Source organism: Streptomyces sp. NPDC001380 (assembly GCF_042895785.1).
Lineage (GTDB): Bacteria > Actinomycetota > Actinomycetes > Streptomycetales > Streptomycetaceae > Peterkaempfera.
Window position 1 is genome coordinate 104,720 of record NZ_JBIAWP010000002.1, and the last position, 20,319, is coordinate 125,038.

At 76.7% G+C, this 20,319-nt stretch carries 20 protein-coding genes and 1 riboswitch; of the genes, 10 read left to right on the forward strand and 10 right to left on the reverse strand.

What is annotated here, in order from left to right; translation table 11 throughout:
- The first annotated feature begins 123 nt into the window (after positions 1 to 123).
- Positions 124 to 1,149 (forward strand): 6-phosphofructokinase, encoded by a 1,026-nt coding sequence (locus ACFY07_RS03250; protein WP_390867139.1) that lies wholly within the window; start codon positions 124 to 126, stop codon positions 1,147 to 1,149.
- A 106-nt stretch (positions 1,150 to 1,255) separates the two neighbouring features.
- Positions 1,256 to 1,786, forward strand: a complete 531-nt coding sequence (locus ACFY07_RS03255; protein WP_390867141.1) for an AAA family ATPase — start codon at positions 1,256 to 1,258, stop codon at positions 1,784 to 1,786.
- Here the strand turns inward: ACFY07_RS03255 and ACFY07_RS03260 are convergent.
- A complete protein-coding gene (locus tag ACFY07_RS03260; RefSeq protein ID WP_230648236.1) occupies positions 1,753 to 2,907 on the reverse strand; it encodes a P1 family peptidase in 1,155 nt (384 codons plus the stop codon). The two genes, ACFY07_RS03255 and ACFY07_RS03260, sit on opposite strands and share 34 nt — an antisense overlap.
- 102 nt (positions 2,908 to 3,009) lie before the next feature.
- Complete coding sequence (locus ACFY07_RS03265; RefSeq protein WP_390867142.1) at positions 3,010 to 5,031, reverse strand: chorismate-binding protein; 2,022 nt, start codon at positions 5,029 to 5,031, stop codon at positions 3,010 to 3,012.
- A 333-nt stretch (positions 5,032 to 5,364) separates the two neighbouring features.
- Here ACFY07_RS03265 and ACFY07_RS03270 point away from each other — a divergent pair, with 333 nt between their 5' ends.
- Positions 5,365 to 6,699 (forward strand): class II 3-deoxy-7-phosphoheptulonate synthase, encoded by a 1,335-nt coding sequence (locus tag ACFY07_RS03270; protein WP_390867143.1) that lies wholly within the window; start codon positions 5,365 to 5,367, stop codon positions 6,697 to 6,699.
- 168 nt (positions 6,700 to 6,867) lie between these two features.
- The gene (locus tag ACFY07_RS03275) at positions 6,868 to 7,119 is read left to right on the forward strand and encodes a bacterioferritin-associated ferredoxin (protein ID WP_230648233.1); all 252 of its coding nucleotides are present in this window, start codon (positions 6,868 to 6,870) and stop codon (positions 7,117 to 7,119) included.
- A 41-nt stretch (positions 7,120 to 7,160) separates the two neighbouring features.
- Here the strand turns inward: ACFY07_RS03275 and bfr are convergent, their stop codons facing one another.
- Positions 7,161 to 7,640 (reverse strand): bacterioferritin, encoded by a 480-nt coding sequence (gene bfr, locus ACFY07_RS03280; RefSeq protein WP_230648372.1) that lies wholly within the window; start codon positions 7,638 to 7,640, stop codon positions 7,161 to 7,163.
- Positions 7,641 to 7,914: 274 nt separating this feature from the next.
- On the opposite strand from bfr, the gene ACFY07_RS03285 reads away from it, so the two are divergent.
- On the forward strand, positions 7,915 to 8,556 hold the full coding sequence (locus ACFY07_RS03285) for a sulfite oxidase-like oxidoreductase (protein WP_390867144.1): 642 nt from the start codon (positions 7,915 to 7,917) through the stop codon (positions 8,554 to 8,556).
- A gap of 45 nt (positions 8,557 to 8,601) precedes the next feature.
- Here ACFY07_RS03285 and ACFY07_RS03290 read toward each other — a convergent pair whose 3' ends face one another.
- The 6 genes from ACFY07_RS03290 to ACFY07_RS03315 form a co-directional block, all read right to left on the reverse strand.
- Positions 8,602 to 9,192 (reverse strand): GNAT family N-acetyltransferase, encoded by a 591-nt coding sequence (locus tag ACFY07_RS03290; RefSeq protein ID WP_390867145.1) that lies wholly within the window; start codon positions 9,190 to 9,192, stop codon positions 8,602 to 8,604.
- A 123-nt stretch (positions 9,193 to 9,315) separates the two neighbouring features.
- Positions 9,316 to 11,346, reverse strand: coding sequence for a Stk1 family PASTA domain-containing Ser/Thr kinase (gene pknB / locus ACFY07_RS03295; RefSeq protein WP_390867146.1), 2,031 nt, complete (start codon positions 11,344 to 11,346; stop codon positions 9,316 to 9,318).
- Positions 11,347 to 11,483: 137 nt separating this feature from the next.
- Positions 11,484 to 12,281 (reverse strand): thiazole synthase, encoded by a 798-nt coding sequence (locus tag ACFY07_RS03300; protein ID WP_230648229.1) that lies wholly within the window; start codon positions 12,279 to 12,281, stop codon positions 11,484 to 11,486.
- 3 nt (positions 12,282 to 12,284) lie between these two features.
- Entirely contained in the window at positions 12,285 to 12,515 is a 231-nt protein-coding gene (thiS, locus tag ACFY07_RS03305) for a sulfur carrier protein ThiS (RefSeq protein WP_390867147.1), read from the reverse strand.
- Positions 12,512 to 13,687 carry a glycine oxidase ThiO gene (gene thiO, locus ACFY07_RS03310; RefSeq protein WP_390867148.1) on the reverse strand — a complete coding sequence of 392 codons (1,176 nt, stop codon included), beginning with the start codon at positions 13,685 to 13,687 and terminating at the stop codon, positions 12,512 to 12,514. The genes thiS and thiO overlap by 4 nt, the downstream gene beginning before the upstream one ends.
- A 7-nt stretch (positions 13,688 to 13,694) precedes the next feature.
- Positions 13,695 to 13,788: riboswitch (TPP riboswitch) on the reverse strand.
- A 64-nt stretch (positions 13,789 to 13,852) separates the two neighbouring features.
- Complete coding sequence (locus ACFY07_RS03315; RefSeq protein WP_390867149.1) at positions 13,853 to 14,296, reverse strand: SHOCT domain-containing protein; 444 nt, start codon at positions 14,294 to 14,296, stop codon at positions 13,853 to 13,855.
- 72 nt (positions 14,297 to 14,368) lie between these two features.
- Between ACFY07_RS03315 and ACFY07_RS03320 the strand changes: the two genes are divergently transcribed.
- From ACFY07_RS03320 to thiE, 3 genes are all read left to right on the forward strand, one after another.
- Positions 14,369 to 15,580 (forward strand): NAD(P)/FAD-dependent oxidoreductase, encoded by a 1,212-nt coding sequence (locus tag ACFY07_RS03320; protein ID WP_390867150.1) that lies wholly within the window; start codon positions 14,369 to 14,371, stop codon positions 15,578 to 15,580.
- A 115-nt stretch (positions 15,581 to 15,695) separates the two neighbouring features.
- Positions 15,696 to 16,061, forward strand: coding sequence for an Rv2175c family DNA-binding protein (locus tag ACFY07_RS03325; protein ID WP_230648224.1), 366 nt, complete (start codon positions 15,696 to 15,698; stop codon positions 16,059 to 16,061).
- Between the two features lie 4 nt (positions 16,062 to 16,065).
- Positions 16,066 to 16,731, forward strand: a complete 666-nt coding sequence (gene thiE, locus ACFY07_RS03330; protein WP_230648223.1) for a thiamine phosphate synthase — start codon at positions 16,066 to 16,068, stop codon at positions 16,729 to 16,731.
- Between the two features lie 252 nt (positions 16,732 to 16,983).
- On the opposite strand, the gene ACFY07_RS03335 is transcribed toward thiE, so the two are convergent.
- Complete coding sequence (locus tag ACFY07_RS03335; protein WP_390867152.1) at positions 16,984 to 18,111, reverse strand: polyprenyl synthetase family protein; 1,128 nt, start codon at positions 18,109 to 18,111, stop codon at positions 16,984 to 16,986.
- 138 nt (positions 18,112 to 18,249) lie between these two features.
- On the opposite strand from ACFY07_RS03335, the gene metF reads away from it, so the two are divergent.
- Positions 18,250 to 19,170: a methylenetetrahydrofolate reductase [NAD(P)H] gene (metF, locus tag ACFY07_RS03340; protein ID WP_230648221.1), complete on the forward strand. Its 921-nt coding sequence runs from the start codon at positions 18,250 to 18,252 to the stop codon at positions 19,168 to 19,170.
- A 160-nt stretch (positions 19,171 to 19,330) separates the two neighbouring features.
- Positions 19,331 to 20,254, forward strand: coding sequence for a hypothetical protein (locus tag ACFY07_RS03345; RefSeq protein WP_390867153.1), 924 nt, complete (start codon positions 19,331 to 19,333; stop codon positions 20,252 to 20,254).
- Positions 20,255 to 20,319 lie beyond the last annotated feature (65 nt).

The following is a 20,319-nucleotide window of genomic DNA, read 5'->3' on the forward strand; positions in this document are numbered from 1 at the left end:
CGCCGGCGGGGCCCGCCGGGCCCCCGGGCCCCCTCCCGCCGCCGGGTGATCCGGGTCACACTCGTCCTGCGGGCCCCCGCGCCACCGCACGGCCGGGGGCCGCACGGCTGGAGGGAACGGACCATGCGGATCGGAGTGCTCACCGGCGGCGGCGACTGCCCCGGGCTCAACGCGGTCATCCGGGGCATCGTGCGCAGGGGCGTGCAGAGCCACGGCTACGAGTTCGTCGGCTTCCGCGACGGCTGGCGCGGGCCGCTGGAGAACGTGGCGGTGCGGCTGGACGTGCCGGCCGTGCGGGGCATCCTGCCCCGCGGCGGCACCGTCCTCGGCTCCTCGCGCACCAACCCGCTCCGGGTCGACGGCGGGGTGCGGCGGGTCCGGGAGAACCTCGACCGGCACGGGGTGGACGCCCTGATCGCCATCGGCGGCGAGGACACCCTCGGCGTGGCGGCCGAACTGGGCCGGGCCGGGGTGCGCGTCGTCGGCGTGCCGAAGACCATCGACAACGACCTCGACGGCACGGACTACACCTTCGGCTTCGACACCGCCGTCAACATCTGCACCGAGGCCATCGACCGCCTCCACACCACCGCCGAGTCGCACCGGCGGGTGCTGGTGGTGGAGGTGATGGGGCGCCACACGGGCTGGATCGCGCTGCACGCGGGCGTCGCCGGCGGCGCCAACGTGATCCTCGTCCCGGAGCACCCCTTCGACCTGGACCGCGTCTGCGGGTGGGTGGAGAACCGGTTCAAGATCAACTATGCGCCGATCGTGGTCGTCGCCGAGGGGGCCGTCCCCGCCGACGGCGGCATGGTCACCAAGGACGACTCCCGGGACGCCTTCGGGCACGTCCGGCTCTCCGGGATCGGCGAGTGGCTGGCCGCCGAGATCGAGCGGCGCACCGGCAAGGAGGCCCGCACCACCGTCCTCGGCCACATCCAGCGCGGCGGCACCCCCACCGCCGCCGACCGCTGGCTCGCCACCCGCTTCGGCCTGCACGCGGTCGACGCCGTGCGCGACGGCGCCTTCGGCACCATGGTCGCCCTGCGCGGCACGGACATCGTCCGCGCCCCGCTGGAGGCCGCCACCGCCCGCGTCAAGACCGTGGACCTCGCCCTCTACGAGGAGTTCGGCGTCTTCTTCGGCTGACGGCCCCCGGTGCCCCTCCCGTGGGACCGGTGCCCCTCCCGCGGGACCGGCGGGACGTCAGCGGCGTCCGCCCCCGCCGGGGGGCGGGCGTGCGCCAGGATGGAGCATGCTCATCGTCCTGGGCGGCCTCCCCGCCACCGGCAAGACCACCGTCGGCCGGGCCCTGGCCCGCAGCACCGGCGCCGTCCACCTGCGGACCGGTACGGTGGAGCAGGCGATCGTCCGCTCCGGCCTGGCGGTCCACCCGGTCGGCCCGGCCGGGTACGCGGTCGGGTACGCCCTCGCCGAGGACCACCTGCGGCAGGGCCTGTCCGTGGTCGCCGAGTCCGTCAACCCGCTGGCCGTCACCCGCGACGCCTGGCGGGACGCCGGACGCCGGGCGGGCGCCGACGTCGCCGAGGTGGAGGTCGTCTGCTCGGACCGCGCCGAGCACCGCCGCCGGGTGGCCTCCCGCTCCGCCGACGTCCCCGGCCTGCCGCTCCCCGACTGGGACGCGGTCTGCCGCCGCGCGTACGAGCCGTGGCACCGCGACCGGATCGTCCTGGACACCGCCGGGCGCGGCGTCAGCGACTGCCTCGCCGAGCTGATGTTCGCCCTGGAGTCTCAGGCGAAGGCCTCGGGGTGGAGCTCGCGGTAGGACGGCAGGTGCCCCCACGGCGTCGTCGCCGGCTCCGCGTGCAGCACCGCGTGCGCCACGGCGCGCGCGAACACGTCCGCGACCGCCGCCAGCAGGGCGTTCACCGCGTCCGCGGCGGCGTGCTCCGGCAGCAGGCCCGGCCGTGCGGGCGGCGGCCCGGCGGTACCGGTGGCCAGGGCGAAGACGGTGTCGCCGTCGGCGAGCGAGTGGCAGGGGCGCACCGCGCGCGCCATGCCGTCGTGGGCGACCGCGGCCAGCTTGCGGGTGTGCGCCCGGTCCAGCCGGGCGTCGGTCGCGACCACGCCGAGGGTGGTGTTCAGCGGGGAGAGCGCCTCCCGCTCCGCCGCCAGTTCCCGCAGCCGCCGCCGGGCGCGCTCCGCCGCCTCCGGGCCCGGCACCCGCAGCGGGAACTCCGGCGTCCCGTCCGCGTACCGCAGCCCGTCGCCGACGCCGTACGGCAGCCCGGTGGCGGGGTCCACCGTCGACCCCAGGGCGTTGACCGCCACCAGCGCCGCCACCGTCACCCCGCCCGGCAGGACGGCGCTGGCCGTGCCGACCCCGCCCCGCATCCCGGCCGTCATCGCACCGGTGCCCGCGCCCACCGCCCCCTGCTCCACCGGCGCGCCCTCCGGGGAGGCGGCGGCCGCCGCCACCGCGGCCCGGCCGGTCGCCGCGTCGGGCCGGGCCCGGAAGTCGCCGCCGCGCCCCAGGTCGAAGAGGGCGGCCGTCGGCACCACCGGCACCACCTGCGCCGGGTCGGGCCCGACCCGGTGGCCGCGGCCCGCCTCCTCCAGCCAGGCCGCGACCCCGTCGGCCGCCGCCAGGCCGTACGCGCTGCCCCCGGTCAGCACCACGGCGTCCACCCGCTCCACCACGTTGCCCGGCGTGAGCGCGTCCGTCTCCCGGGTGCCCGGACCGGACCCCCGCACGTCGACCGCCGCCACCGCCCCGCCCGGCGGCGCCAGCACCACCGTGGTGCCGCTGAGGGCGAGCGCGCCGGGCAGCCGGGCGTGGCCCACCCGCAGGCCCGGCACGTCGGTGATCGCGTTGCGCGGGCCGGGGACCGGGCCGTGGACCGGGACGGGGCCGGTGGGGGAGCCGGGCGCGGTGAGCTGGCTCATGGGGCGAGCCTCCCAGCCGGCGGCGCCCCGGGGAAGGGGGTCCGCGGGGCGGATCCGGCGGCGCGGGCCGCCCCGGCCCCGCAGCCGGCCGCCGGGCCCGGGTCAGACCGCCGGCACGGCGGCCCGCAGCAGCTCCGCCGTGATCGCGGCGCCCTCCCGGGTCAGCACCGACTCGGGGTGGAACTGCACGCTCGCGAAGCCGGGCCCGCGCAGCGCGTGGACGTCCCCCGTCAGCGGGTCGCGGGCCGCCTCCACCCCCAGGGCGGCGAGCCGGGCGGCGTCCGCGTCGTCGCAGCGCGCGGCGAAGGTGTTGTAGAAGCCCACCGTCCGCCGCCACCCGAAGAGGTCGACCTGCTCCTGCGCGCCCTGGTACGGGACGGCCCGGCGCCGCAGCGGCAGGCCGAGCCGCCCGGCGACCAGCTGGTGGCTGAGGCAGACGGCCAGCACCCCGCCGCGGTGCTCCGCCAGGGCGTGGTCCGCCAGCTCCCGCAGCACCGCGATCCGCGGGTCGTCCGGGTCGGACGGGTCGCCCGGGCCGGGGCCGAGGACGAGCGGCCCGTCGTGGGCGGCGACCGCCTCCCGCAGGCCCGGCGCGTCGTGCCGCAGCACGGTGACCCGGTGGCCGAGGGACCGCAGCAGGTGCGCCAGCATCGAGGTGAAGGTGTCCTCGGCGTCGACGACGAGCGCGTGCGGGCCGGTCGCGGGGAGCGGCTGCTGCATCCGCAGCCAGAACGGCGCCAGGCCGGCCCGCCGGGCGTCCAGGGCGGCCTGCACCCGGTGGTCGTCCGCGAGCCGCGGCGCGGCCCGCCGCACCGGGCGGCCCGCGGGGGCGGGCCGGGCACCGATCGCGGTGAGGACGCCGGCGGCCTTGGCGTGGGTCTCGGCGACCTCGGAGGCGGGGTCGGAGTGCCGGACCAGGGTCGCGCCGACCCGCACGGCCAGCCGGCCGGTGGCGGCGTCGACGTCGGCGGTGCGGATGCAGATGGGGGAGTCCAGCAGCTGCCCGCCGCTCCCGGTGCGCCCGATCAGGGCCAGCGCCCCCGAGTAGTAGCCGCGCCCGGTGGGCTCGTGGCGGGCGATCACCCGGGCGGCGTTCTGCACCGGGCTGCCGGTGACGGTGGCGGCGAACATGGTCTCCCGCAGCACGTCCCGCACGTCCATGCTGGTCCGCCCGCGCAGCTCGTACTCGGTGTGGGCGAGGTGGGACATCTCCTTCAGCCGGGGCCCGAGCACCTGGCCGCCGAGGTCGCCCACCGTGCACATCATCTTCAGCTCCTCGTCGACCACCATGGTGAGCTCCTCCAGCTCCTTGGGGTCGGCCAGGAAGTCCAGCAGCGTCGGCAGGGTCGGCCCGCCCGCCGGGTAGCGGTAGGTGCCGGAGATCGGGTTCATCACGACGGTGCCGCCGGTCTGCCGGACGTGCACCTCCGGGCTCGCCCCCACCAGCACCCGCTCCCCGGTGTGGACCAGGAACGTCCAGTACGCGCCGCGCTCCTGCTCCAGCAGCCGCCGGAAGAGGGTGAGCGCCACGGCGGGCGAGAAGCCCTCCAGGGTGCCGGTGAAGTCGCGGCGGACCACGAAGTTGGCGCCCTCGCCCCGGCCGATCTCCTCCTCCACGACCCGGCGCACGGTCTCGGCGTACCGCGCGTCGTCCACGTCGAAGGCGCCGTCCCGCAGCACCACCCGCTCGCGGGGGAGGGCGGCCAGCAGGGCGTCCAGCGGCAGCGCGTACTGCTCGGCGACCCGCAGCGCCTGCAGCGGCGTGCCGTCGTCGCGGACCTCGAAGCCCCGCTCGCGGATCTGCCGGTACGGGACCAGCGCGAGCAGGTCGTGCACGGGGGTGCGGGAGGCGGGCGCGCCGGAGGGGACCGGCAGGTCGGCCAGGCGCTCGTGGGTGCCGATCTCCCCGAGCAGCACCTCGACGGTGTCCGGGGCGAGGCGGGGGGCCCGGCGGTGGAGCAGGGCGAACGCGGGGGCGCCGGGAGCGGTGAGGCGGCCGACCAGCGCCTCGGGCGCCCGGGTCCCGAACGCCGCGGTGCCGGACGCCGGGGTGCCGGACGCCGGGCTGCCAGGGGCGGGGGGTGTCCGCGGGGCGGGGGGTGCCGGGTGCGGTTCGGGGGCCATGGCGGGCTTCCTTCCGAGGGGGCTGCGGGGAGCGGGTGCTTCCGCCGTCCGGGGAGGGTCGCCTGGCCGGTACGCCGACGGCCGCCCCGCGGGGCGGCCGTCGTGTTCGTCTAGGGACGCGCGAGCTGTGGGCCGCCGTGAGGGACGGTCCACCACCAGGAGAAGGTGTGCGGCGCGTGCATGGCTCCGACTCTAGCGGATCGGGCGCCCCCGGAGGGGCCGTCCGCGCGCCGTGCCGCCGCGGCCGGGCCCGGGACCAGGCGTGTCCGCGACGCGTCTCAGTCCTCGGGCCCTTCGGACACATCCGTGCACACACCCCGTAGCCTTGGGTGTGTGACCGTGAACGATCTCCACACCTGGCAGTCCCTGCCCGCGGCGCAGCAGCCCGAATGGCCCGACCCCGAGGCTCTGCGCACCGCACTCGCGGACCTCGCGTCGTATCCGCCGCTCGTCTTCGCCGGCGAGTGCGACCAGCTGCGCGCCCGGCTCGGCGCTGTCGCGCGTGGCGAGGCGTTCCTGCTGCAGGGCGGCGACTGCGCCGAGGCCTTCGACGGCGTCTCCGCCGACCACATCCGCAACAAGCTCAAGACACTGCTCCAGATGGCGGTCGTGCTGACCTACGCCGCCTCGGTGCCGGTGGTGAAGGTCGGCCGCATCGCCGGCCAGTACTCCAAGCCGCGCTCCAAGCCGACGGAGACCCGCGACGGCGTGACGCTGCCGGTCTACCGGGGCGACTCGGTGAACGGCTTCGAGTTCACCCCCGAGTCCCGCATCCCGGACCCGGAGCGGCTCAAGCGGATGTACAACGCCTCCGCCGCCACCCTCAACCTGGTCCGCGCCTTCACCACGGGCGGCTACGCCGACCTGCGGCAGGTGCACGCCTGGAACCAGGACTTCGTGCGCAACTCCCCGGCCGGGCAGCGCTACGAGTCGCTGGCCAAGGAGATCGACAACGCGCTGGCCTTCATGCGGGCCTGCGGCGCCGAGCCGGAGGAGTTCCGGACGGTCGAGTTCTTCTCCTCGCACGAGGCGCTGATCCTGGACTACGAGACGGCGCTCACCCGCACCGACTCGCGCACCGGGCACCTCTACGACGTCTCCGGCCACATGGTCTGGATCGGTGAGCGGACCCGGCAGCTGGACGGGGCGCACGTCGAGTTCGCCTCCCGCATCCGCAACCCGGTCGGGGTGAAGCTCGGCCCGACCACCACTCCGGAGGAGGCCCTCACCCTCATCGACCGCCTCGACCCGGAGCGGGAGCCCGGCCGGCTCACCTTCATCACCCGCATGGGCGCGGGGAAGGTCCGCGACCGGCTGCCCGAGCTGGTGGAGAAGGTCACCGCCTCCGGGGCGCAGGTCGTCTGGATCTGCGACCCGATGCACGGCAACACCTTCGAGGCGGAGACCGGCCACAAGACCCGGCGCTTCGACGACGTGCTCGACGAGGTCAAGGGCTTCTTCGAGGTGCACCGGGCGCTCGGCACCCACCCGGGCGGCATCCACGTGGAGCTGACCGGCGACGACGTCACGGAGTGCGTGGGCGGCGGCGACGAGGTCTTCGTCGACGACCTGCACCAGCGCTACGAGACGGCCTGCGACCCGCGGCTCAACCGCAGCCAGTCCCTGGACCTGGCCTTCCTGGTCGCGGAGATGTACCGCGGCCAGTGATCCGCCGGCCTCCGGGCCCCGGGTCCCCCCGTGTGTGACGAAGCCCTCCCGGCGTACCGGACATCCGGTGCCGGGAGGGCTTTCCGCTGCCCGGGGCGGCCAGGTAAGGTGAGGCTTACCGGAGTAAGGCGAGCCTTGGCTGATCAGCCGTGAGGAGAGACCGCGCCCATGTACGTCTGCAGCTGCCACGCGGTCACCGAGCAGCGGGTCCGCGAGGAGATCGACCGGGGCGCGGCCACCCCCCGCCAGGTCGCCAGGGGCTGCCGGGCCGGCACCGACTGCGGCTCCTGCGTCCGCCGCATCCAGGCCCTCCTCGGGCAGCACGGCGCCCGGCCCTGCCCCACCCCCCGCCTCGCCGCCCGCCTCGGCCTCGCCGCCGCGCCCGGCGGCCCCGGCGACGGGACCGCCGAGGCGGCCTGACCGTCCGGGCCCCGGGCCGCCGGCGCCGCCCGGCGGGCTCCTCAGGTCGCGGGCTGCTCGATCTGCTGGGCCAGGTACAGCGCCTCGCCGAGCCGCTCCAGCAGCTCCAGCTGCGTGTCCAGGTAGTCGATGTGCTCCTCCTCGTCGGCGAGGATCGCCTCGAAGACGTTCGCCGAGGTGACGTCGTCCTTCGCCCGCATCACCACGATCCCGCGCCGCAGCCGGTCGATGGCCTCCACCTCGACCTGCCGGTCCGCCTCGAACATCTCCCGCACCGTCTGGCCCACCCGGACGTGGAAGAGCCGCTGGTAGTTGGGCAGCCCGTCGAGGAGCAGGATCCGGTCGGTGAGGACCTCGGCGTGCCGCATCTCGTCGAACGACTCGTGCCGGGTGTACGCGGCGAGCTTCGTCCAGCCGGCACTCTCCTGCATCTTCGCGTGCAGGAAGTACTGGTTGATCGCGGTGAGCTCGGCGGTCAGCTGCTCGTTGAGGAACTCGAGGACCTCGGGGTCGCCCTGCATGGGCCGCTCCACGTCTGTGAGGGTCGGGACTGTCGGGTCGGGACTGTCGGGTCGGGGCTGTCGGGGTTGTGCTGTCGGGGTCGGGCTGTCGGGGTGGGGGCTGCCGGGCCGTGCGCCGGGGGCGTGGACGGTCCGCGGGGGCGCCGGCACCCGAGGGCATCGTCCCCCCGCGGGGCCGGCGGTGCCAGCGGGTTCGCCCGGGTGCGGGAGGGTGTGTCCCCCGGCGGGCGGGGTCGGGGGAGGCGCCGGGGCGCCGCTCTGCGACCATGGGGGCATGGGCCAGTCCGAACACCAGCAGCAGGGCGCCCGGCCCGGCGAGGCCGACCCGCGTCTGCCGCCGGGGCAGCGGCCGCAGCGCGGCTGGCCGGTCCTGCACTACGGCCCCGTGCCCCGCTTCAAGCCCCTGACCTGGGAGTTCCAGGTCTTCGGCGCCACCGCCTCGGGCGCGAAGCACACCTGGGACCACGAGGAGTTCTCCGCCCTGCCCCGCACCACCGTGGTCGGCGACCTGCACTGCGTCACCCGCTTCACCATGTTCGGCAACGAGTGGGGCGGCGTCGCCACCCGGACCGTGCTGGAGCTGGCGCCGCCCGCCCCCGACGTCACCCATGTGATGGTGTGGGCCGAGTACGGCTACAGCTCCAACCTGCGGCTCGCCGACTTCGCCGACGAGCGGTCCCTCTTCGCCACCCACCGCGGCGGCGAGCCGCTCACCGTGGAGCACGGCTTCCCGGTGCGCCTGGTCGTGCCGCACCTGTACGCGTGGAAGGGCCCCAAGTGGGTGCGCGCGGTGGAGTACATGCGGACCGACCGCCGCGGCTTCTGGGAGGAGCGCGGCTACCACAACCTCGGCGACCCCTGGCGGGAGCAGCGCTACTCCTACCAGGAGCAGCCCGGGGACGGCCCGGAGACCTGACCCCCGGCCCGGCCGGCCGCCCGCCGGCCCGTCACCCCCGGCCCGTCACTCCCCGCGCGCGCCCGGCCAGGGGCCGGGGGCCGGGCGGACCTCCTCGTCCGCCGTCCGCACGTCGTACACCTCCATGCCCCGGGACCGGTACGTCCGCAGCGCGGCCGGGCCGTCCAGGCTGCAGGTGTGCACCCACACCCGCCGGGTGGGCCCCAGCGCCGGCCACCGGTCGGCGAGGTCCCACGCGCGGGCGAGGCCCTCGGCGAGCAGGCGGCTCCCGATGCCGCGCCCGTGGAAGGCCGCGACCAGGCCGAAGTAGGCGATCTCCACCTCGCCGGGGCCGCTCGGCGACAGCTCGACGTAGCCCGCCGGGGTGCCGCGCACCCAGGCCACCCAGGTCTCCGTGCCGTCGCGGCCCAGGTACTCATCCCACTGGCGGTGGGTCCAGGGCAGCCGGTCGGTCCACGACCAGTCGCCGCCCACGGCGGTGTACAGGAAGCGGTTGAAGGCCGGGTAGGTCCGCTCGGCGCGCACCACGGACAGGCCCTCGGCGGCGTCCGGCCCGGCGGCGGGCCGCAGCGCCTCCGGGGAGGTCTGCTCCAGGTACCAGGTGGTGACGGCGGTGACGACGGGCTCGGCGCGCATGCCGGCCATCCCATCACACCGGCCGCGCCGCTCCGCCGGGCGGACCGGCGGGGGCGGTGCGGGCCGGGGAGGCCCGGTGCAGGGCGGCGCCGTCCGGGGCGGCACGGTCCGGGGCGGCACGGTTCAGAGCAGCACGATGGTGATCGTGGCGCCCTTCGGCTGCTGGTCCCCGCCGCCCGGGTTCTGGTTGCGCACCACGGGCGTGCCGAACGGGTTGAGCCGCAGCGCCCGCACCTGGAACCCGGCCGCCCGCAGGGTCGCGGTGGCGTCCGCCTCGGAGCGCCCCCGCACGTCCGGCACCGGGAAGACCTGCGGGCCCTTGGAGACCGTCAGCGTCACCGTGGCGCCGGGGCCCGCCCGGTCGTCCGGGTCCTGGGAGGCGACCGACCCCGCCTCCACCGTGTCGGAGAACACCTGGTCGGGGCTGATCCGCACGGTGAAGCCCTCGTCGGTCAGCTGCGCCTGCGCGTCGTCGACGGGCACGCCCACCACCTGCGGCACCGGCAGCGGCGCCGGGCCCTTGCTCACCACCAGCGACACGGGGGTCTCCCGGGCCAGCTCCCGGCCGGCCGCCGGGTCGGTGCGGATCACCGACCCCTGCGGGATGGAGTCGCTGAAGTCCTCGCTGACGGTGCCCGGGGACAGGCCCGCGTCGGTGAGCCGCCGGCGGGCCTCGTCCACCGCCCTGCCGGCCACGGTCGGCACGGCGATCCGCTCGGGCCCCCGGGAGAGCACGACGGTGACCGGGTGGTCCTTGCGGGCGCGCGCGCCCGGGCCGGGGTCGCTCTCGACCACCTGGCCCCGCGGCACGGTCTCGGAGAACGCCTCGGTGAAGGAGGCGCTCAGCCCCGCCGACTGCAGCCGCGCGGCGGCCGCCGGCCGGTCCATCCCCAGCACGCTCGGCGTGGTCGCGTACAGGGCGCCGGAGAGCAGCCAGGTCGCCAGGCCCACGACCACCACCAGCGCGGTCAGGACGGCCACGGTCACCGGTCCGCGCCGGGAGCGGCGCGCGGGGGCGGGGAGCCCGGCGAACTCCGCCGTCTCGTCGTACGCCCGGCTCTGCGGCATCACCAGGTCCGACGGCAGCTCCAGCACGCTGGTGTGCTCGGGCGCCGCGGAGGAGCCGGGCACCGGCCCGCCCGGGGCCCGGCCGCCGGGGAGCGGTCCGCCGAACGGCGGTCCCCCGTCCGGCGGCAGCGCCGGGAGCATCGCGGTGGCCTCGTTGGCGGGGTACTGCGGCGTCGGGCGGGTGGAGGCCGGCGGCTCGGCGTCCAGCAGCGCCGGGTCCAGGTCGCGGCGCAGCCGCTGCAGCACGGCCAGCAGCTCGACGGCGTCGTACGGGCGGCGCCCCGGGTCGCGGGCGGTGGCGGCGGCCACGACGGCGTCCAGCTCGCGCGGCAGGCCGGGCACGGCGAGGGACGGCGGCGGGACGTCCTCGCCGAGGTGCCGGTAGACGATCTGGGCCGGGGAGTCGCCGGAGTGCGGCTTGCGGCCCGTCAGCATCTCGTAGAGGACGATGCCGCAGGCGTACACGTCCGAGCGCGGGTCGGCGGGCTGCTGCCGGATCTGCTCGGGGGAGAGGTACGAGACGCTGCCGATCACGGTGCCCGCCGGGGTGGCGCCGGCGGGCCCGCCGGTGTCCGCCGCGACGGTCGCGACGGTACGGACGAGCCCGAAGTCGGCGACCTTCACCAGGCCGGCGTCGGTGATCAGCACGTTCTCCGGCTTGACGTCCCGGTGCACCAGCCCGGCGCGGTGGGCGGCGCCCAGCGCGGCCAGGACCGGCTCCAGGATGTCCAGCGCGGCGCGCACGGACAGCGCCCCCCGGTCCCGCAGCACGTCGCGCAGGGTGCAGCCGGGCACGTACTCCATGGCCAGGAAGACGCAGGAGCCGTCGGCGCCCTGGTCGAAGACGTTGACGACGTTGGGGTGCGAGAGCCGGGCGACGGCCTTGGCCTCGCGGATGAAGCGGCTGGTGAACGCGGCGTCGGCGGCGAGCGCCGGATGCATCACCTTCAGCGCCACCACCCGGTCCAGACGGGTGTCGGTGCCCCGGTAGACCGTGGCCATGCCGCCCACCGCGAGGCGCTGCTCGACCCGGTAGCGGCCGTCGAGCAGCGCTCCGATGAGCGGGTCGTGCAGCGTCGTGTCCACGAGGGGAGTGTACGGGCGGGGGCCGCCGCAGGTGCCCCGGAGGGCGCAGCGCGCAAGCCCTGCGGGTGACCCCGGGCGGCGCGGCGCGCCCCCTCCGCGCCCCGGCCGGCGGACCCGGCGCGGGGGGCGCGGGCGGGTCAGAACGCGGGCGTCTCCCGGTGCTCCAGGACGGCGCGGCCCGCGACCGGCGAGGACGCCTCCGCGTGGAACCGGCGCGGGATGCGTCCCGCCCGCCGGGCCAGCCGGCCCGCCTCCACCGCCCGGCGCATGGCGTCGGCCATCAGCGCCGGGTCCTGGGCCCGGGTGACCGCCGAGGCCAGCATCACCGCGTCGCAGCCCAGCTCCATCGCGAGGGCCGCGTCGGAGGCGGTGCCCGCGCCCGCGTCCAGGATCACCGGCACCCCGGCGTTCTCCACGATCAGCTGGAAGTTGTGCGGGTTGCGGATGCCGAGGCCGGAGCCGATCGGCGAGCCCAGCGGCATGACCGCCGCGCAGCCCACGTCCTCCAGCCGCCGCGCCAGCACGGGGTCGTCGTTCGTGTACGGCAGCACGGTGAAGCCGTCGTCGACGAGGGTCTCGGCGGCGTCCAGCAGCTCCACCGGGTCCGGCAGCAGGGTGTGCTCGTCGGCGACCACCTCGAGCTTCACCCAGTCGGTGCCGAGCGCCTCCCGCGCCAGCCGGGCGGTCAGCACCGCCTCGCCCGCGGTGAAGCAGCCCGCGGTGTTGGGCAGCACCCGGATGGAGTTGCGGGCCAGCACCTCCAGGACCGAGCCCTTGACGGTCGGGTCCACGCGGCGCAGGGCCACCGTGGTCAGCTCGGTGCCGGAGACGCGCAGCGCCTGCTCCAGCACCTCCAGGCTGGGGGCGCCGCCCGTGCCCATGATCAGGCGCGAGGAGAAGGGCGTCCCGGCGATGACGAGCGGGTCGTCGGCCACGGCTCAGCCCCCCTGCACGGCGGTGAGGATCTCGACCCGGTCGCCGGCGGCCAGCGGCGTGCCGCCCCAGGCGCCGCGCGGCACGACGGCCTCGTTCACGGCGGCGGCGACGCCGGAGGGCGCGGCGCTCAGCGTCGCCACGACGTCGGCGAGGGTGGCGCCGTCCGGGAAGCGGCGCGGCTCGCCGTTCACCGACAGGGGTATCTCCGGGGCGGTCCGGTCGGGTGCGGTCATCGCTGGGCCTCCTGGGCGGCGGTGGTGCGGGTGGTGCGGGCGAAGCGGGTGGGCAGGAAGGGTGCGGCGAGGTCCGGCACCCGGCCGGTCGCCAGGTACGCGGCGACGAGGTCGCCGGTGACCGGGGTGAGCAGCACCCCGTTGCGGTGGTGGCCGGTGGCGGCGACCAGCCCGTCCAGGGCGGTCGGGCCGAGCAGCGGGGCGTTGTCCGGCGAGCCCGGGCGCAGCCCGGCGCCGGTCTCCACCAGCGGCAGCTCGGTGATGCCGGGGACGAGCGCGTGCGCGTCGCGCAGCAGCTCGTACACGCCGCCCGCGGTGACCGTGGTGTCGTACCCCATCTCCTCGGTGGTGGCGCCGACCACCAGCTCGCCGTCGGCGCGCGGCACCAGGTAGACGTGGTGGCCGCGGACCACGGCGCGGACGTTGCGGGAGAGGAACGGCGCGTACACGGGCGGCACCCGCAGCCGCAGCACCTGGCCCTTGACCGGCCGCACCGCCGGCAGCACGCCCTCGGGCAGGCCCGGCAGCAGGTGGCTGCGGCTCCCGGCGGCCAGCACGACCTGTCCGGCGTGCAGCTCCCCGCCGTCGTCGACGGCGGCCCCGACGGCCCGGTCCCCCGCCACGAGGAGCCGCTGCGCGGAGCCCCGCACCAGCTCCACGCCGGCGCGCCGGCAGGCCTCCACCAGGGCGGCGCCGACCCGGCGGCCGTCCACCTGGTGGTCGTCGGCGGCGAGCAGCCCCCCGCTCACCGACGGCGCCAGCATCGGCTCCAGGCGGCGGGCCTCCCGCCCGGTCAGCCAGTCCGACTCCAGGCCCAGCCGCCGGTGGAAGGCGTGCAGCTCGCGCAGTTCGGCGCGGTCGTCGGCGTCGAGCGCCACGGCCAGGGTGCCGCAGGCGCGGTAGCCGGTGGGCAGGCCGGAGGCGTCCTCCAGCTCGGCGGCGAACGCCGCGTACCGGGCGTTGGACGCCGTGCCCAGGCGCAGCAGCGGCTCCTCGCCGTACTGCAGCTCGGTGACCGGGGCCAGCATCCCGGCTGCCACCTGCGCCGCGCCGCGGCCCGGGTCGGGGTCGAGCAGCGCCGTGGACAGGCCGCGCTGCGCCGTCCGCCAGGCGACGGCCAGTCCGATGATCCCGCCGCCGACGACCAGCACGTCGGTGGGTGTGCGCGCCACGGCCGCGACTCTCCCTTCGCCGGCATGACCCGGATCAGGTTCCGACGGTCGGAGGCCGCACCAGCCTCCCTCTCAGCCCGGTGCGCCGGGCTCCCGTGTGTACGCGGTCCAGCTTATCCCCGCCCGGGGCGCTCCCGGAGGGGCGGCCCGGGCGGGGTGCGGGGCTCAGGGCAGCAGCTTCGCCTTGGCCCGCTCGTACTCCTCCTGGGTCAGGTCGCCGCGGCTCTTGAGCTCGGACAGCTTGTGGAGCTGGTCCACGCTGCCGCCCCCGCCCCCGCCGCCCCCGGCGGTCTCGCGGATGTAGGCGTCCATGGCCTGCTTCTGCTCCTGCATCCGCTCCGCCTCGCGCTCGCCCATGCTGCGCCCGCGCGCGATGAGGTACACCAGCACGCCGAGGTACGGCAGCACGATCACGAAGATCAGCCACGCCGCCTTGGCCCAGCCGCTGAGCGACCGGTCGCGGAACAGGTCCGTGATCACCCGGAACAGCAGGAAGAACCAGAGCACCCAGACGAAGATCCAGAGCATCGTCAGGAAGAGGTTGAGCAGCGGGTAGTCCGTGCTGCTCGCGGTGAGGAGCAGACCGCCCTGCGGGTACGTGTCGTCCATGGTGCGAGTGGAACCCCGCCGTCCGGCCCCTGCACCCCGGGGGCCGCGGCGTTGAGCCGTTAGATTGACCGGATGGCTGAACCGACCGGCAAGGACAGGATCGTGATCGTCGGCGCGGGCGTCGCCGGCGCCCAGACCGCCGCCGCCCTGCGCGGGCACGGCTGGACGGGCAGGGTCACCCTGCTCGGCGACGAGCCGCACGCCCCGTACGACCGGCCGCCGCTCTCCAAGGACGTGCTGCTGGGCAAGGCCGACTCCACCACCCTCGACCTCGACTGGGCCGCCCTCGACGTCGAGCTGCTCACCGGCCACCGCGCCCTGCGCCTGGAGGGCGCCGACCGCACCGTCCTCACCGACGCCGGACCCGTCCCCTACGACCGGCTGGTGGCCGCCACCGGCGCCTCCGCCGCCCCGCTGCCCGGCGCGCTCGGCGTGCCCGGGGTCCACCTGCTGCGGACCGTCGACGACGCGCTCGCGCTGCGCGCCGCCCTGCGCCCCGGCACCCGGGTCGTGGTCGTCGGCGCCGGCTGGATCGGCGCCGAGACCGCCACCGCCGCCCGGGCGCTCGGCTGCGAGGCCACCGTCGTGGAGGCCGCCGCCGAACCGCTGGCCGGCGCCCTTCCCGCGGAGGTCGGCCGTCTCACCCGCGCCTGGTACGACGCCGCCGGTGTCGACCTGCGGACCGGCGCGCCCGTCGCGGACGTCGAGCCCGGCGCCGTCCACCTGGCCGACGGCACCCGCCTGGACGCCGACGCCGTGGTCGTCGGCGTGGGCGCCCGGCCCGCCACCGGCTGGCTGGGCGACTCCGGGGCGGCCCTCGGCGACGACGGCGCGGTCCTCACCGACGACCGGCTGCGCACCACCCTCCCCGGCGTGCACGCCGTCGGCGACTGCGCCTCCTTCCCCTCCGCCCGCTACGGCGCCCGGCTGACGGTGCAGCACTGGGACAACGCCGTGCAGGCCGCCCGCACCGCCGCCGCCGACCTGCTCGGCCTCGACGTGCCGCCGTACGACCCGGTGCCGTACTTCTGGTCCGAGCAGTTCGGCCGTACGGTCCAGTACGCCGGGCACCACCCGTCGGGTGACCGCGTGCTGTGGCGCGGTTCGCCGGACGACCCCGCCTGGACCGTGCTGTGGCTGCGCGGCGACGTGCCGGTCGCCCTGCTGGCCGTGGACCGGCCGCGCGACCTCGCCCAGGGGCGGCGCCTCCTGGAGCGCGGCACGCCGCTGGACCCGGCGGCGGCCGCCGACCCGGCCGTGCCGCTGAAGTCCGCCGTCCGCTGAGCCCCGCCGCCGCGGTCCCGCGCCGCCCCGGCCCCCGCGCGCCGGGGCGGCGCGGCGCGACACCGCCGGGGCCCGGAGTTACCCATCCGGGCCCTGCGGATGGCAGTCTGGACGGGTGAGCGAGATCGATCCCAAGATTGAGGCCCTTGTCCCGGCCTGGCTGTACCTTCCCGACATCTCCGAGCGGTGGGGCGTGGAGGTCACCCGCGTCCGCCAGATGGTGAAGGAGGGCGACCTCATCGCGGTGCGCCGCGGCGAGAACAACGCCCTTCAGGTCCCCGCCGACTTCATCGGCGACGACAAGCCCGTCAAGGGGCTGCTGGGCACCCTGACCGTCCTGCGGGACTCCGGGTTCAGCGACGCCGAGGCCCTGGAGTGGCTCTTCACCGAGGACCCGACCCTCCCGGGCACGCCCGTCCAGGCGCTGCGCGAGAACCGCGGCACCGAGGTCAAGCGCCGCGCCCAGGCGATGGCGGTCTGAGCCGGTGGCCGAACCGCAGGCCCGCGCCGCCGCGGCGCGGGCCCGTCTCGCCGACGCCCGCCTGTACCTGTGCACCGACGCCCGGCGGGAGCAGGGCGACCTGCCGCAGTTCCTGGACGCCGTGCTTGCCGGCGGCGTGGACGTCGTCCAGCTGCGCGACAAGGCCCTGGAGGCCGCCGAGGAGCTGGAGGTGCTGGAGGTCCTCGCCGACGCCTGCCGCCGCCACGGCCGCCTGCTGGCCGTGAACGACCGCGCCGACGTCGCCCACGCCGCCCGCCCCGACGTGCTCCACCTCGGGCAGGGCGACCTGCCGGTACGGCACGCGCGGGCGATCCTCGGCGACGGCATCCTCGTCGGCCGGTCCTGCCACACCGAGGCGGAGGTGGACGCGGCCGCCGCCGAGCCGGGGGTGGACTACTTCTGCACCGGACCGGTGTGGCCGACCCCGACCAAGCCCGGCCGGCCCGCGCCCGGCCTCGGCCTGGTGGAGTACGCGGCGGGGCTGCACCAGGCCCGGCCGTGGTTCGCGATCGGCGGCATCGACGCCGGCAACCTCGACCGGGTGCTGGAGGCCGGGGCGGAGCGCGTCGTGGTGGTCCGGGCGATCACCGCGGCCGACGACCCGGGGGCCGCCGCCGCGGACCTGGCCCGCAGGCTCCGCACCGCCTGACCGGGCCGTCCGGCAGGGGCACCTGACCGGGCGTCCGGAAGGGCCGTCCGGCCCGGCCTCGTGACCGGACCGTCCGGCAGGGCCCGTTCGGCGGTGCGGCGCACGACCGCGCCGTCCGGCGGGCCGCAGACCCGTGGGACCCGTACCGGACGACCGGGGCGGGCGGCACCGGCCGCCCGCCCCGGCCGCGTTCCCGGTGGACCGCCGGGACCCGGAGTCCGTCCGTCCCCGCCCTGTCCCGCCCTGTCCTGCTCAGTACCGCCGCACGGTCGCCGCCGTCGCCAGCGAGCGCAGCGCGTCGCGGGCCGGCCCGTCGGCGAGCGGCGCCGCCTCCAGCGCCTCCAGCGCCTGGCCCAGCAGCGCGTCGATCCGCCGCTCCACCTGCTCGGCGGCGCCGCTGCGGGCGATGATCCCGCGCAGCCGCTCCACCTCGTCCCCGTCCAGGTCGGGGGCGCCCAGCCGGTCGTCCAGGATGCGGCCGTCGGCGGCCGGGGAGGACTCCACGGCCAGCGCCACCAGCAGGGTGCGCTTGCCCTCCCGCAGGTCGTCGCCGGCCGGCTTGCCGGTGACCGCCGGGTCGCCGAAGACGCCCAGCTGGTCGTCGCGCAGCTGGAAGGCCTCGCCCAGCGGCAGGCCGAACGCCGAGTACGCCTCCACCAGCTCCGGTCCGGCGCCGGCCAGCAGCGCCCCCACCTGCAGCGGCCGCTCCACCGAGTACTTCGCCGACTTGTACCGGACCACCGCCAGGGCCCGCTCGGCGGCGCCCTCGCCCATCGACCCGCCCGCGACCGGCTCCAGGACGTCCAGGTACTGGCCCGCCATCACCTCGGTGCGCATGACGTCGAAGACGGGCTTGGCCGCCAGGACCGCCGACGGCTCCAGCCCGCAGCGCAGAAACAATTCGTCACACCAGCAGAGCAGCATGTCGCCCAGCAGCACGGCGGCGGCCGTGCCGAACTGGCCCCGGTCGCCCCGCCAGCCGCTCGTGCGGTGCAGCGCCTCGAACCGCCGGTGCACCGAGGGCAGCCCGCGGCGGGTGTCGCTGCGGTCCATCAGGTCGTCGTGGACCAGTGCGCTCGCCTGCAGCAGCTCCAGCGCGGCGGCGGCCGCGACGATCCCGTCCGACCCCGTCGCGCCGCCCGCGCCGCGCCAGCCCCAGTAGCAGAAGGCCGGGCGCAGCCGCTTGCCGCCGTCCAGCAGGAAGTCGCGCAGCGCCGTCGAGGCGTCGGAGAGCCGCGGCGAGATGGAGGAGAGCACCGCCTCCTGGCGGTCCAGGAAGTCCGCCAGTGCGTCGTTGACGCGCATGCGCAGCCCCTCCCGGTCCACGGGGTTGCCGGCGTTCTCGTCGAGGAGTGCGGCTGCGTCGGCGGGCAGGGTCACGATGCGGCTCCGGTGGAAGACGGGGCTGCCAGCCTAACCGGACGCCTGCGCGCATTGCGCGATCACCCGGCCGGTGCCGCGTCTCACGAGGTGGACGCGAGGTGCCCCGGCCGTCCGTATCGCGGATAACCTGCCCTTATGGCACTCGGCATCCCCTCGACCAGAACGGACCGCGCGGTGACCGTCCGCGAGCTGCTGGCGGAGGGGCACCGCTCGTTCTCCTTCGAGTTCATGCCGCCGCGCTCCGAGCAGGGCGAGCGCCGGCTGTGGGACGCCATCCGCCGCCTGGAGGCGCTGGCCCCCAACTTCGTGTGCATGACGTACGGCGCGGGCGGCAAGTCCCGCGACCGCACCGTCGACATGGTCGGCCGGATCGCCGGCGAGACCACCCTCACGCCCGTCGCGCACCTCACCGCCGTCGGCCACTCGGTCGCCGAGCTGCGCAACATCATCGGCCACTACGCCGACGAGGGCGTGCGGAACGTGCTGGCCGTGCGCGGCGACCCGCCCGGCGACCCGATGGGCGAGTGGGTCCGCCACCCGCAGGGCGTCTCCTACGCCAGCGAGCTGGTGGAGCTCATCAAGGACGCGGGCGACTTCTGCGTCGGCGTCGCCGCCTTCCCCGAGATGCACCCCCGGTCGGCCACCTGGGAGGAGGACGTCCGGCACTTCGTCGCCAAGGTCCGGGCGGGGGCCGACTACGCGATCACGCAGATGTTCTTCCACGTGGAGGACTACCTGCGGCTGCGCGACCGGGTCGCCGCCGCGGGCTGCGACGTGCCGATCATCCCGGAGATCATGCCGGTCACCAACGTCCGGCAGATCGACTTCTTCGCCAAGCTCAGCAACGCCGACTTCCCGCCCGCGTTGGCCGAGCGGATCCTGGCCGTCGCCGACGACCCGGCGGCGGTGCGCGCCATCGGCGTGGAGTACGCCACCGGGATGGCGGAGCGCCTGCTGGCCGAGGACGCGCCCGGCCTGCACTTCATCACGCTCAACCACTCCACCGCCACGCTGGAGATCTACCAGAGCCTCGGGCTCCACGAGCGGGTCCGCTGACGCGGGCCGCGCGGCCCGGCGGCCCGGCCCGTCCGGAGCCCGTGCGCGCACCCGGCACGGTGCGGCCCCACCGCCGCGCGGGCGCGGTACGCTCGCTCGACCCGCGCGCGGCGCGGAGGGGCCGGCCGGTGCGGTGCCGGACCGCGGAGTGGAGGTTTCGATGGGCGTCGGGTACCTGCTGCTGTACGCCGCGTTCGCGGTCGTGGCGCTCTGGCTGGTCGGCGAGCTGCTGCTCCAGTACAAGGCCCCCCTGGCTTGGCGGGCGGCCGCCCTGGCCGGGTTCCTCGGCGTGGTCGGCGGGATGCGGATGGCCTCCGTCGCGGTGATCGGCCTGGGCGCGGCGGCCTTCGCGGTGGGGCAGACCTTCGTCACGCTCTCCGTCAAGCGCGGCTACGAGGCGGGCTGGTCCCTGCACCGCCCGGACGGCTCGCTGCCCGGCCCGCTGGGGCGCCTGCCGTTCCTCTCCGCCGCCCCCGGGCCGGCCGGGGAGCCCTGGGAGGAGCCGGTCGGCGAGGTCGGCCCCGTCGAGTTCGGGTCCGCCGGGTTCGACCACGACGGCGGGGACCACGACGGCGGGGACCACGGCGGGCCGCAGGCGCCCGCCGGGCAGCAGGTCTACGAGATGCAGCCGCTGCACGACGACGACTCCGACGGCTACGGCGTCTACACGGGCGCGGGCGCGGGCGTCGGCGCGGACCCGGGCGCGGCGGCGGGGGCGGACGGCCAGGGCTGGTACGACGCCTCCTACGCGGACCACCCGCAGCAGGACCCGTACGCGGCGGCCGCCCAGGGCGGCTACGGCCAGCAGACCCAGTACGCCCAGGGCTACGCCCAGCAGGGCTGGTACGACGCCTCCTACGCGGGCCACCCGCAGCAGGACCCGTACGCGGCGGCCGCCCAGGGCGGCTACGACCAGCAGGCCCAGTACGCCCAGGGCTACGCCCAGCAGGGCCAGTACGCCCAGGCGGACTGGTCGCAGCAGGCCTACGCCGGGTACACCGTGCCGCAGCAGGGCGGCGACCCGCAGCAGCACCAGCAGTACCACTACGAGCCGCAGACCGGCACCTGGCAGCCCTCCGCCTAGTCCTCCGCCTAGCCCTGCGCCTAGCCCTGCGCCGGGTGCGCCGGGCACACCCCGCGCCCGGGCCC

Coding starts and splice junctions, on each gene's coding strand:
- ACFY07_RS03260 (WP_230648236.1), bottom strand. CDS start 2,907: ATGAGCCAGCTCACCGCGCCCGGCTCCCCCACCGGCCCCGTCCCGGTC.
- thiS (WP_390867147.1), bottom strand. CDS start 12,515: ATGACCGCACCCGACCGGACCGCCCCGGAGATACCCCTGTCGGTGAAC.
- ACFY07_RS03250 (WP_390867139.1), top strand. CDS start 124: ATGCGGATCGGAGTGCTCACCGGCGGCGGCGACTGCCCCGGGCTCAAC.
- ACFY07_RS03315 (WP_390867149.1), bottom strand. CDS start 14,296: ATGGACGACACGTACCCGCAGGGCGGTCTGCTCCTCACCGCGAGCAGC.
- ACFY07_RS03265 (WP_390867142.1), bottom strand. CDS start 5,031: ATGGCCCCCGAACCGCACCCGGCACCCCCCGCCCCGCGGACACCCCCC.
- ACFY07_RS03320 (WP_390867150.1), top strand. CDS start 14,369: ATGGCTGAACCGACCGGCAAGGACAGGATCGTGATCGTCGGCGCGGGC.
- ACFY07_RS03275 (WP_230648233.1), top strand. CDS start 6,868: ATGTACGTCTGCAGCTGCCACGCGGTCACCGAGCAGCGGGTCCGCGAG.
- ACFY07_RS03255 (WP_390867141.1), top strand. CDS start 1,256: ATGCTCATCGTCCTGGGCGGCCTCCCCGCCACCGGCAAGACCACCGTC.
- ACFY07_RS03290 (WP_390867145.1), bottom strand. CDS start 9,192: ATGCGCGCCGAGCCCGTCGTCACCGCCGTCACCACCTGGTACCTGGAG.
- metF (WP_230648221.1), top strand. CDS start 18,250: ATGGCACTCGGCATCCCCTCGACCAGAACGGACCGCGCGGTGACCGTC.
- bfr (WP_230648372.1), bottom strand. CDS start 7,640: ATGCAGGGCGACCCCGAGGTCCTCGAGTTCCTCAACGAGCAGCTGACC.
- ACFY07_RS03345 (WP_390867153.1), top strand. CDS start 19,331: ATGGGCGTCGGGTACCTGCTGCTGTACGCCGCGTTCGCGGTCGTGGCG.
- ACFY07_RS03285 (WP_390867144.1), top strand. CDS start 7,915: ATGGGCCAGTCCGAACACCAGCAGCAGGGCGCCCGGCCCGGCGAGGCC.